Genomic DNA, 11,480 nt, shown 5'->3' with positions numbered 1-11,480 from the left:
ATGATTGTAAACGCTTTTTACCGCGCTTGCCGATTCGCCGATCGCAGGCTGAGAGCCAGCTTCAGATTCCGCTACTTAATGCTTCTTCCAGAGCATGAATCGGATGATGTGGTTTTCCCGCCAGATAAGCATGACGGAAGCGTGCGAAATAGTGCTGTAACTCGGCGGCGGCGGCGAGATCGCCCGCCTGTTCCAGCAGCGCGGCAGCCACTTCGGCGGTGCAGTGCTGGCCTTCGCCGTGGGCTTCGCGCAGCGTGTAGCGCGAAGGCGCAGAAACGTTCAGCGACATCACCGGCAACGCATCCAGCCACGGGCTTTTGCGGAACATCTTGCGCGCTTCAGTCCAGGTGCCGTCGAGCATAATAAACAGCGGCGGCTTACCGGTGAGCGGCGGGCTGGTGAGCACTTCACGATCGGCATCGGCGTAAGACGCAGGGAAAACCACCAGCGGCTGATAAAGCTCATTCTTCACCGCTGTTAGCAGCGCGGGATCTGGCTCGGTGCGTGACCAGCCAAACGCCTCGGTGTCCGGCAGAACATCAGCGATTAATCTTCCGGTATTGCTCGGCTTCATCGGCTCGGTATCGAACATCACCAGGCAAAAGCGACTGCGCGCTTGCTGTGGCTGGATGGTGGCGCACAAACAGTTTTTCTGCGGCAGCAGGCAGCGCTGGCAACGTATGACACGATTACCGCGCGCAAGAAACGGGCGCGTGGCGCGCGCTAAACGTTGCGCACGTAAGCGCAGAACGGCATTTTCAAACATAGGTTCGCAGGCAGGATAAAAAACGCCAGTGTAATGGAATTAGCCGGGAAAGGTAATAAGGAAGGCCAGCACGCGGCTGGCCATCAGCGGTTTACAGCGATTCGTCGAGCCACTCGTTGAAGGGCGCTTTCGGCATTGCGCCATTCAGCATGTCGACCATCTCGCCGTTCTTGAACAGCATAATCGTAGGGATGCTGCGAATGCGGAAACGCGAGCTCAGCGCAGGTTCGGCTTCGGTATTCACTTTCACGAAGCGTACCTTGCCGCGGCGCTCATCAGCGACATCTTTAAACACCGGTGCGAAGTTAACGCATGGACCGCACCACGGCGCCCAGAAGTCGATCACCACTGGCAGATCGTCTTGCAGATACTTATCCAGCGTGGCGGCAGTCGCGTTGGCGATTTCACCGTTGAACAGCTCGCCGCCGCAACGACCGCATTTTGCTCCATCGGCAATGCGCGACTCGGGCACGCGGTTGGTTGCCTGACAGGAGGCACAAACTGTATTCATATTTACCTCAACCCGGACCTGTAAATCTGATGATTGCCGGACATTATGAAAAGGTTGAGTGCTATGCTCAATCTGGATTGCCCAATAGGTTCAATAGTTGATAGCTAAGCACCGACACATCAGGTAATCTTCGCGCTCTCAATGCTGGAGGAACAGATGAACGACGAATTTAAAGGCAAAAGCGGCAAGGTAAAAGTGATGTACGTACGTGATGAGGATGGCGGTCAAAAGCCGAATCCCCGTACCGGCAAAGGCGGCCGTCCTGCTGCGCGCCAGGAAGATAATCGTCGTTCTGGTCCTCGCAGCAGTGCACGTAATAATGAAGAAGGTGGCCGTAGCGGCGCACGCAGTTCGGCACCGCGCGGTGCGAGTAATACCGAACGCGGCCGCAGCTTTGGACGTCGTGACGATCGTGGTGACGACAACCGCAGCTTCGGTGATTCGCCGTGGCGCACCGTTTCTCGTCCACCGGTTGCCGATGACAGCCAGCTGGATGAGGCCGCGAACAAGCCGGTGATCGATCCAGAGCAGATTCGCCGTCAGCGTCAGGAAGAGACGCGCGTCTACGGTGAAAATGCCTGTCAGGCGCTGTTCCTGAGCCGTCCGGAAAGCATCGTGCGCGCCTGGTTTATTCAGAGCGTAACACCGCGTTTCCGCGAAACCCTGCGCTGGCTGGCGGCCAACCGCAAAGCCTATCACGTGGTTGAAGATGCTGAGCTGACCAAAGCCTCAGGAACTGAACATCACGGTGGCGTGTGCTTCATCATTAAAAAACGCATGGGCATGCCGGTTACCGAGTGGCTGACAAAGGCACCGACCAAAGATTGCGTGCTGGCGCTGGAAGATGTCAGCAACCCGCACAACCTTGGCGGCATTATGCGTAGCTGCGCGCACTTCGGTGTGAAAGGTTTGCTGGTGAATGATGCTTCGCTGCTGGAATCGGGTGCGGCAGTACGTACCGCCGAAGGTGGTGCTGAGCACGTACAGGCAATCAGCGGCGAAAGCTTTGCCGATGGCCTGGAAGCGTTCCGTAAAGCGGGTTACACCATCGTTACCACTTCAAGCCACGAAGGCACACCGCTGGCGAAAGCCGAGCTGCCTGCCAAAATGGTGCTGGTGTTAGGTCAGGAGAGCGAAGGTCTGTCAGACAGCGCTTTTCAGCAGGGCGATCTCAGCCTGTCGATTGGCGGCACCGGCAACGTTGAAAGCCTCAACGTGTCCGTGGCGACCGGTATTCTGCTCGCCGAATGGTGGCGTCAGAACGCATAAAAAAACGGGCCGCAAGGCCCGTTTTTATTTGTGTCGCTTAGTGAGCGCCGCCGCCACCACTGCCCGCACCGAATGGTGGACGCGCAAACCACACCAGCACCAGCAAGATCAAGAACACACCCGCCGATGCCCAGAAAATCTCATTCGCCGAGATAATCAGCCCCTGATTGGTAATTTGCTGCGCGATATACGCCGAGGCCTGCTGCTGGGTAATGCCCAGACTTTCCAGCTGGTCATACATCTGCTGTGAATTGACGTTGTACGGATTCACCGACTCCGACAGATAGCTGTGATGCATCGATTCACGGTTACTCCACATAGTGGTAGTGATCGAGGTACCGATGGAACCCGCCAGCGTACGCACGAAGTTCGACAGGCTCGATGCCGCCGCCATACGTTCTGGCGGTAAGCCTGAAAGCGTAATGGTGGTAAGTGGCATAAAGAAGCACGCTACCGCAAAGCCCTGAATAAACTGTGGCCACGCCGATGCACCAAAATCCATCCCCGGCTCAAACGTGTAGGCGCGCCAGTAGAAACAGACGGCATACATGATGAAGCTGAAGGTCACCAGCTTACGCATATCCAGCTTGTGCGCGAAGCGCCCAATAATCGGCGACAGGATTACCGGCAGAATCCCCACCGGCGCCGACGCCAATCCGGCCCAGGTGGCGGTGTAGCCATATACCTCCTGTAACAGCTGCGGCAGTAACACTATCGAGCCGAAGTAGAGCATATAGGCCAGGCTTATCGACAAACAGCCGATGGTGAAGTTGCGCATCTTGAACAACGACAGATCGACTATCGGATGGTCGTCGGTGAGCTCCCACACCAGCAACACCAATAGCGCCACCACGGCGACCACCATCAGCACAATGATTTCGGTGGAGCTAAACCAGTCGAGCTCTTTACCACGATCCAGCATCACCTGCAGCGAGCCAATGCCCACCACCAGCAGCACCAAACCCACCATGTCGATCGGGCGGATTTCGGTTTTGGTTTCACGTCCGCGCAGCGTTTGCAGCGTCAGTAACACCACCACCAAACCAATCGGTACGTTGATGAAGAAGATCCAGCCCCAATGATAGTTATCGCTGATCCAGCCGCCCAAAATCGGGCCGCAGATCGGCGCGACAATCACCGTCATCGCCCACAGCGAGAGCGCCACGCTGCGTTTCGCTGGCGGATAGTTGTTTAGCAGCAAGCTCTGCGACAGTGGAATCAGCGGACCGGCAACCACGCCCTGAATGATACGGAAGAAGATCAGCATCTCGAGGCTTTCGGACATGCCGCACGCCCAGGACGCCAACACAAACAGGATGGTCGCCCAGGTAAACAGCTTCACTTCACCGATACGCTTCGCCAGCCAACCGGTAATCGGAATCGAGATGGCGTTTGCCACCCCGAAAGAGGTAATTACCCAGGTGCCCTGTGAGTTCGAGGCACCGAGGTTACCGGCGATGGTCGGAATCGCCACGTTAGCGATGGTGGAGTCGAGTACCTGCATAAACGTCGCCAGCGACAGGGCGATGGTCATCAGGACTAACGGCGCACCTTCAAGCGGTTTTTGTGCCATAACAGCCTCCCGCGGCGTTAGTCAGCGTTGGCACGAACGATGTCAGTAATTAGCTGGTTAACCGGCGCGAGGTCGATTGCCAACGCATTACTTTCATACGCGGCTTGCGAACGCGCGGCACTGGCCAGCGTGGCACCATCTTTGTTCTGCGTGTCCACTTTTACCAGCGTGGAAAGGCCGATACGCAGCGGATGTTCCGCCACTTGTTTTGGATCCAGCTCGATACGCACTGGCAGACGCTGAACCACTTTGATCCAGTTACCGGTGGCGTTCTGCGCAGGCAGCAGCGAGAAGGCGCTGCCGGTACCCATATCCAGACCTACCACTTTGCCGTGATACTCCACGTCATCGCCGTAGATATCGCTGATCACCGTGGCCGATTGACCGATACGCACACCGGCAAGCTGCGTCTCTTTGAAGTTCGCATCGATCCACAGGTTAGTTGACGGCACCACCGCCAGCAGCGGCGTGGTGGTGGAGATTTGCGAACCCACCTGCACGCTACGACGTGAAATGAAGCCATCGATCGGGCTACGGATTTCAGTACGCTGCAGCGCCAGCCAGGCATCGCGCAATTCAGCCGCACTCTGCTGTACCGCCGGCTGGTTTTCCAGCGCGGTATTCAGAATCATCGCCTGGTTAGCGTTGTATTGCTGCACTGCCACATCCAGCTGTGCTTTGGCAGTTGCCACGGCATCACGCGAGTGTTGCAGCTCTTCGCGACCAATCAAATTAGACGCGCCCAGCGGCTCGCGGCGTTTCAGATCAGCTTCGGCCTGTTCCAGCGCGGTTTGTTGCAGCTTGATGGTAGCCTGATACTGCTTGCCATTGATCATCAGCTGGTGGGTTTGACGCACGCTGGTGGCCAACGCGGTCTGCGCTTTCTCAAACGCCTGCTCGGCATCGGTTTTATCCAGCGAGACCAAAACGTCGCCTTTCTTCACCACGTCGGTGTTATCAAACCACACTTTGTTTACGCTGCCGGAAACCTGCGCCATCACCTGCACCTGGTTACCTGCCACGTAGGCATCATCGGTTTCCTGGAAGTGACGCAGCACCAAATACCAGTAAGCCAGATACGAAACACCAATAATTACAAACACGATAGCCAGCAGGATCAGCACACCTTTGCGCTTCTTCTTTTTATTCGCTGGCTGTTGCGGGCTTTGAGCTTCCGCTGTCGCACTCATGTCGTTCTCCACGTTTTCCATTTAGTCGGGATGTGCTGATCCTTCAACACGGTTGCCCGAGTCGAAAAAGCCAGCGCTTGAGCGCTGGCCGGACAAAAGGGGATTAAAATAGCGATTTCGGAAGGTGATTGTGTCGCACTTCTTGCTATTAGCGCGACAGGGAAGCGATAACCTGATCTTCGTCCATTTTATCGAGACGGTTAAGTAACTTACGGGTAATCGATTCCAGCTGATCCTGCTCGTTAGTGGAAAGCGAAGACCACAAGTATTGCAGGCTCTGATGCTGCGGTGGCAGCAGCTGACGCAGGAACTCATTACCTTTTTCGGTCAAATGCAGATGCAGGCAGCGACGATCGTTCTCGCTTTCACGGCGTTCGATCCAGCCGCGCTTCTCCAGCTCATCGGCAATACGCGTGGCATTGGTGCGTGAAGAGCCGAGGGCAGAACTCAGTTCTGAAGGCTGAATGCTCTGATTTTCCTGCGCATCAAGGGTAATCAGCGCCATGAATAAGGTCTCGTTAATTCCCTGCGCCTTCAACATTTTGTTGCGATTATCCAGCAGTTTTCCCTGCATATGCATGCACAAGCGGGTCAGAATGATCTCCTGCAGCGGAAAATCTTTATGGCGGTTAGCACGGATGTTTAGCATCTGTTCAATGGGAGTAAACGAACTTTCCATTTTAAAAAAACCTCTTAGTTGCAACTGGTATAGTAATGATGGTGACAGATTAAGCGTAGTCACAATTTCCGCAGGTGATTGTTAGTACGATCACATTGTCAACATCTGACATTCCAGGTTGTTCCTTAACCCAGGGCATTTCGCCCTGACATCCCGCCTGATCATGCAGGCAGCCGATGTCATCAATTGATCCCGGGAAACCTTTTTACTGATAAATAATTTCGCGAGAAAAAATAACTCTGGTGAATAACTGCGCTGCTAACCATAACAAAGCCAATCATCAATGAACAGTATCGCTCAGCGGTTTGGTCTCATCTTTACGATTTCTAAACACTTTTAGCATGCAGCTTGTCCACTAAAATCAAGGTGTTGATTAACATGCTCTTAACAACGCCCGCGCGGATGCGATACCAGCAAAAATGATGGAATTCGATCGCTAATCGGGAAGCAGTCATTGCGCGAGGAGAACAGAGATAATCATTTGTGGGTAATAGTAACCGAAAAAATTATTTCAATGGTGTGTTAATTAACAGGACGTACCAGTGCGCTATAGCGCACGCTTCGCTTATCGGGGGATGAGAAAGGGTAAGGAAGAAACTTGCCGTAGCTGCGCAATTTATTGCGCTGAGTGATTTTAGAGCATTTATCGCACGAAAAACGGCGCGATAAATCGCGCCGCCACAATACCAACGCTAATGTAAACGCGTTACTTCGCTGCCGCCAGTGCGTCCTGAATCCACTTATCGAATTCCGCCTGGTGACCTTTGATCCAGCCATCAACGTGGCCATTGATATCGGCTTCAGAAGCGTGGCCCGCATGCATCGCTGCATTCTCGGCGTTGATGTCGCCAATTGGCAGCTTCATCTCAGCAAACAGTTTTGCTGCTGCCGGATTTTTCTCGGTCCAGGCTTTGTTGGCGACAATGTGCATGGTGTTCACCGGGAAACCGTAGTTAGCACCGTTCGCCAGCTTGGTATCAACTTTGCTCTGCTCGCCTGGCAGTGAAGAGAACGGCACCTGCAGCCATACCACATCTTTACCCGGCTTCAGCACATCGCTGACCCAATACGGTGTCCAGGTGTAATAGAACACCGGTTTGCCCTGCTTAAAGCGCGTGATGGTATCGGCGATCATCGCTGAGTAGTTGCCCTGATTGTGCTCTACGGTATTGCTCAGCTTATAGGCATCAATCTGGTGATTAATCACCGCTTCACAGCCCCAGCCTGGCGTACAGCCGGTCAAATCCGCTTTACCATCGCCATTGGTATCAAACAGCTTGGCGATTTTTGGATCTTTCAGCTGCTCGATATTGGTGATGTGATACTGCTCGGCGGTTTTCTTATCGATCAGGTAACCCTGCGCAGCGCCACCGACATAAGTGCCCTGACGATAAAACTTCGCATCGCCGCCCGCTGCTTTATACATATCGTCGTGCAGCGGTTTCCAGTTAGTGGCAATAAAGGTGGCATCACCGGCTGCGATGGTGGTGTACGCCACGTTGTAATCAATCTCGCTTGGCTTCTCAACGGTATAGCCGAGTTTCTCCAGCGCGCGGCTCACCAGCAGCGTCTGGAAGGTCTCTTCAGAGATGGTGCTTTGAGTCGGTTTAACGGTGATGCCTTTACCGGGCAGGTCGGCGGCGGACACGTGCGTCGCGGCGAACGTCGTCAGGACGGCAGCGATGAGAGCTGTCTTGCGCATAGTCATTCCTTATTTTACGTGTTACGTCGGAGACGGGCGGCCGCAGTGGACCGCCCATTGAAATCAGGCTTTTTTACTGAAGGGGCGCAGCAGCAGACCCAGCGGGCCAGTGCTGTACCAGTGACGGCTGCCACGGCTGCGGCTGTCGCGGCCCATCGACTGCGTCAGACGATCGAGGATAATGGCGAGAATCACGATACCCACGCCGCCGACGGTGGCGAGGCCCATATCCAGGCGACCAATGCCGCGCAGCACCATCTGACCGAGACCGCCAACCGCGATCATCGAGGCGATGACCACCATCGACAGCGCCAGCATCAGCGTCTGATTGACACCGGCCATGATGGTCGGCATCGCCAGTGGCAGCTGCACTTTGAATAGCATCTGACGCGGACTGGCGCCGAAGGATTCACTCGCTTCAATCAGATCGGCTGGCACCTGCTTAATGCCAAGAATGGTGAGGCGCACAATCGGTGGCAGCGCAAAGATAATGGTCACCACCACGCCCGGCACGTTGCCGATACCAAACAGCATCACAATCGGCACCAGATAGACGAAGGCGGGCGTGGTCTGCATCGCATCCAGCAGCGGACGGATAATGCGCGCGGCACGTTCACTGCGCGCCAGCCAGATGCCGAGCGGCAAGCCGATGATGATGCAGAACAGCAGGGCGGTCAGTACCAGCGCCAGCGTTACCATCGCCTGCGACCAGGCACCAATTGCGCCGATGGCAATCAGCGAGACCAGCGTGGCAATACCCATCGCCGGGCTGGCAATCTGCCAGGCGATCAGCGCAAACACCACAATCGCCACCGGCGCGGGCATGCCAAGCAGTAACTGCTGGAACGCGCTGAGGATGTAATCCACCGGCACGCGAATCCCCTGAAACACCGGACGGAAATGGCTCACCACCCAATCGATGCCTTCCGTTACCCAGCTATCGAGTGGAATCCAGGTTTTATGGAACGGATCCATGATGTTGAAATGTTCTGGCGCGGGAGCGGGCGCGCTGCTCAGCCAGTCGCTGCTGCTGGCAGCATTGCTGGCGGCATCGTGGCCACCGCTGCTGGCGGCGGAGGGATCGCCCCATGCATCGGCGCTATTATTATCCGCAGGCGCGGCACCGCCGCTCGCCCAGGGATCGCTGCTGCTGGCAGCGGCGCTGGTATCGGTTGTGGCAGGTTGCTGGGTGGTCTGGCTGGCGCTTTCCCACGGATTCGCTGTTTGTTCACTCATGATTAGGCTCCTTCACGGTCTAAAGCACGCAACAGCATGCTTTTCGAAATGATACCGACGTACTGATTCTCCTCGCTGACCACCGGCACGGCGCAGGGCGCTTGTGCCACATGCGATAGCAGATCATTCAGGGAGGTATCGGCAGGAACCGCTAACGGCGTGTCGAGCAGCGCGCTATCCAGCCCTTCACCGGCCGCCAGCGCGGCTTTCAGTGAATCGGTGGAGACCACACCAACAAACTTCTGTTTCTCCAGCACATAGCCATATTCGCGATCTTCATCCTGCAGCAGCTTGATGGCGGAACGCGGACCAAAACCGGCGGCTTTACGGATGAGTGAACCTGCGCTGCGACGCGCAATATCTTTGGCGCTAAACACGTGACTGATATCGACGCCGCGGAAGAAGGTGCGTACATAATCGTTGGCAGGATTATTGAGGATTTCATCCGGTGTGCCGACCTGCACCACTTCGCCGCCCTGCATAATGGCAATACGGTCGCCAATACGCATCGCTTCATCGAGGTCATGAGAAATAAATACGATGGTACGCTGATGTTTCGCCTGCAGTTTTACCAGTTCATCCTGCATTTCGGTACGAATCAACGGATCAAGTGCTGAGAAGGCTTCATCCATTAATAAAATATCAGGATTAATCGCCAATGCGCGGGCTAATCCAACGCGTTGACGCATGCCGCCAGAAAGTTCATCGGGATAAGAGTGAGCGTAATTATCCAGACCAACCTGACGCAATGCTTCCAGCGCTTTTTCCTGACGTTCCGCCAAAGCGACGCCGGCTAATTCCATGCCAAAAGCAGCGTTATTTAGCACCGTCATGTGCGGCATTAATGCGAAGGATTGGAATACCATGCTGATCTTATTTCTGCGTACTTCACGCAGTTCCGATTCCGATATTTTGGCAATATCGACACCGTCTATGATTACCTGGCCGCGAGTGGGCTCGATCAGACGATTGAGAAGGCGAACCATGGTGGACTTACCTGAACCTGAAAGCCCCATGATGACGAAGATCTCGCCTTCTTCAATGGCCAGACTGGCATTTTTGACGCCAACAGAGAGACCGGTTTTTGCCAGAATACTCTCTTTGCTTTCGCCTTTATCGATCAGCTTAAATGCCTTTTCGGGATTATCCCCAAATACCTTATATAAATTCTTTACTTCGAGTTTAATTGCCATGCAGTAATTAATTTCCCGGTTAAATGTTTAACTATTTCTTGTTGTGGTCCTGATTAAATTTAAGCGCCCTATACCCTAGCATAGTGAAATTATCTGACAACCCTGAATGGCGATATTCGGCGGTGCGTGCAGCGGTCAATGGCTAAAATCACCAGTGCTCACAAGGGATGCGCGCGGATTAATTTTTTATGAAGGAGAGTGTGATTTATCACTATTTCACGGCGGAAATGGTGTCAATGACGTAAAAAAAGATGTTGTGAGGAAAATAGAGAAGGGCGGTTTAGGGATATTTAAATATCAATTATGACGAGGCGATGGAAATAAATGTGGAATCCAGGTCGCCATCAATGGCGACCCTACGATGTAAGGTGCGCATTAATGCGCACCGGGTTTTAATGTTAAAAATTCCAGTCTTCGTCTTCAGTCTCGACGGCTTTGCCCATGACATAGGAAGAGCCTGAACCCGAGAAGAAGTCGTGGTTTTCATCGGCGTTAGGCGACAGCGCGGACAAGATCGCCGGGTTCACTGCGGTCAGTTCCGCCGGGAACAGCGCTTCGTAGCCGAGGTTCATCAATGCTTTATTGGCGTTGTAGTGCAGGAAGGTTTTCACCTCTTCAGCCCAGCCGACTTCGCCGTACAACGCTTCGGTATACACCACTTCGTTTTCGTACAGCGCCAGCAGCAAATCAATCGCGAACTGTTGCAACTCTTCACGGCGACCAGCATCAACATTTTCCAGCGCTTTTTGGTACTTATAGCCGATGTAGTAACCGTGAACCGCTTCGTCACGAATGATCAGACGAATCAGGTCAGCGGTGTTGGTCAGCTTGCCTCGGCTCGACCAATACATTGGCAGCCAGAAACCGGAGTAGAACAGGAACGATTCAAGGAACACGCTGGCGATTTTCTTCTTCAGCGGATCTTCGGCGCGATAGTGCTCTAGCACAATCTTCGCCTTGTTCTGCAGCGCTTCATTCTCTTCACTCCAGCGATACGCCGCATCGACATCTGCGGTGTTACACAGCGTGGAGAAAATCGAACTGTACGAACGCGCATGCACCGCTTCCATAAAGGAGACGTTCGACAGCACGGCTTCTTCATGCGGTGTAATCGCATCTTCCATCAGGCCCGGCGCACCGATCACGTTCTGAATGGTGTCGAGCAGCGTTAAGCCGGTAAACACCCGAATCGTCAGCTGCTGTTGCTGGTGGTCCAGCGACTGCCACGCCGGCAGATCGTTGGAGAGCGGCACTTTTTCCGGCAGCCAGAAGTTGCTGGTAAGTCGGTTCCACACCTCGAGGTCTTTCTCGTCCTGGATGCGGTTCCAGTTAATCGCTTGAATCTGTCTTAGTTGCATAGT

At 54.4% G+C, this 11,480-nt stretch carries 10 protein-coding genes; 1 reads left to right on the top strand and 9 read right to left on the bottom strand.

What is annotated here, in order from left to right:
- Positions 1-61: 61 nt before the first annotated feature.
- Positions 62-766 (bottom strand): tRNA-uridine aminocarboxypropyltransferase, encoded by a 705-nt coding sequence (locus tag VIJ98_RS15000; protein ID WP_154155563.1) that lies wholly within the window; start codon positions 764-766, stop codon positions 62-64.
- A 91-nt stretch (positions 767-857) separates the two neighbouring features.
- A complete protein-coding gene (trxC, locus tag VIJ98_RS14995) occupies positions 858-1,277 on the bottom strand; it encodes a thioredoxin TrxC (protein WP_008101648.1) in 420 nt (139 codons plus the stop codon).
- 156 nt (positions 1,278-1,433) lie between these two features.
- Here trxC and VIJ98_RS14990 point away from each other — a divergent pair, with 156 nt between their 5' ends.
- On the top strand, positions 1,434-2,546 hold the full coding sequence (locus tag VIJ98_RS14990; protein WP_008101646.1) for a tRNA/rRNA methyltransferase: 1,113 nt from the start codon (positions 1,434-1,436) through the stop codon (positions 2,544-2,546).
- 37 nt (positions 2,547-2,583) lie between these two features.
- On the opposite strand, the gene emrB is transcribed toward VIJ98_RS14990, so the two are convergent.
- The 7 genes from emrB to nrdF form a co-directional block, all read right to left on the bottom strand.
- The gene (gene emrB, locus VIJ98_RS14985; protein ID WP_154155565.1) at positions 2,584-4,119 is read right to left on the bottom strand and encodes a multidrug efflux MFS transporter permease subunit EmrB; all 1,536 of its coding nucleotides are present in this window, start codon (positions 4,117-4,119) and stop codon (positions 2,584-2,586) included.
- Between the two features lie 17 nt (positions 4,120-4,136).
- Positions 4,137-5,309 (bottom strand): multidrug efflux MFS transporter periplasmic adaptor subunit EmrA, encoded by a 1,173-nt coding sequence (gene emrA, locus VIJ98_RS14980; protein ID WP_008101640.1) that lies wholly within the window; start codon positions 5,307-5,309, stop codon positions 4,137-4,139.
- 148 nt (positions 5,310-5,457) lie between these two features.
- Positions 5,458-5,988, bottom strand: coding sequence for a transcriptional repressor MprA (gene mprA, locus VIJ98_RS14975; RefSeq protein WP_008101638.1), 531 nt, complete (start codon positions 5,986-5,988; stop codon positions 5,458-5,460).
- Between the two features lie 706 nt (positions 5,989-6,694).
- Positions 6,695-7,690, bottom strand: coding sequence for a glycine betaine/L-proline ABC transporter substrate-binding protein ProX (gene proX / locus VIJ98_RS14970; protein ID WP_008101636.1), 996 nt, complete (start codon positions 7,688-7,690; stop codon positions 6,695-6,697).
- A gap of 63 nt (positions 7,691-7,753) precedes the next feature.
- Positions 7,754-8,926: a glycine betaine/L-proline ABC transporter permease ProW gene (gene proW / locus VIJ98_RS14965; protein WP_179449810.1), complete on the bottom strand. Its 1,173-nt coding sequence runs from the start codon at positions 8,924-8,926 to the stop codon at positions 7,754-7,756.
- A gap of 2 nt (positions 8,927-8,928) precedes the next feature.
- Positions 8,929-10,119, bottom strand: coding sequence for a glycine betaine/L-proline ABC transporter ATP-binding protein ProV (proV, locus tag VIJ98_RS14960; RefSeq protein WP_008101632.1), 1,191 nt, complete (start codon positions 10,117-10,119; stop codon positions 8,929-8,931).
- Between the two features lie 398 nt (positions 10,120-10,517).
- Positions 10,518-11,477 (bottom strand): class 1b ribonucleoside-diphosphate reductase subunit beta, encoded by a 960-nt coding sequence (nrdF, locus tag VIJ98_RS14955; protein WP_154155569.1) that lies wholly within the window; start codon positions 11,475-11,477, stop codon positions 10,518-10,520.
- Between the last annotated feature and the right edge of the window lie 3 nt (positions 11,478-11,480).

This window comes from Pantoea sp. S18, assembly GCF_045689705.1.
Taxonomy (GTDB): domain Bacteria; phylum Pseudomonadota; class Gammaproteobacteria; order Enterobacterales; family Enterobacteriaceae; genus Pantoea; species Pantoea symbiotica.
This window is presented reverse-complemented; position numbering and strand designations above follow the sequence as displayed.

Bases quoted from the DNA above. Each gene is read 5' to 3' on its own strand.
- proW (WP_179449810.1), bottom strand. From the start codon at position 8,926: ATGAGTGAACAAACAGCGAATCCGTGGGAAAGCGCCAGCCAGACCACC.
- emrB (WP_154155565.1), bottom strand. From the start codon at position 4,119: ATGGCACAAAAACCGCTTGAAGGTGCGCCGTTAGTCCTGATGACCATC.
- VIJ98_RS15000 (WP_154155563.1), bottom strand. From the start codon at position 766: ATGTTTGAAAATGCCGTTCTGCGCTTACGTGCGCAACGTTTAGCGCGC.
- mprA (WP_008101638.1), bottom strand. From the start codon at position 5,988: ATGGAAAGTTCGTTTACTCCCATTGAACAGATGCTAAACATCCGTGCT.
- proV (WP_008101632.1), bottom strand. From the start codon at position 10,119: ATGGCAATTAAACTCGAAGTAAAGAATTTATATAAGGTATTTGGGGAT.
- trxC (WP_008101648.1), bottom strand. From the start codon at position 1,277: ATGAATACAGTTTGTGCCTCCTGTCAGGCAACCAACCGCGTGCCCGAG.
- nrdF (WP_154155569.1), bottom strand. From the start codon at position 11,477: ATGCAACTAAGACAGATTCAAGCGATTAACTGGAACCGCATCCAGGAC.
- proX (WP_008101636.1), bottom strand. From the start codon at position 7,690: ATGCGCAAGACAGCTCTCATCGCTGCCGTCCTGACGACGTTCGCCGCG.
- VIJ98_RS14990 (WP_008101646.1), top strand. From the start codon at position 1,434: ATGAACGACGAATTTAAAGGCAAAAGCGGCAAGGTAAAAGTGATGTAC.
- emrA (WP_008101640.1), bottom strand. From the start codon at position 5,309: ATGAGTGCGACAGCGGAAGCTCAAAGCCCGCAACAGCCAGCGAATAAA.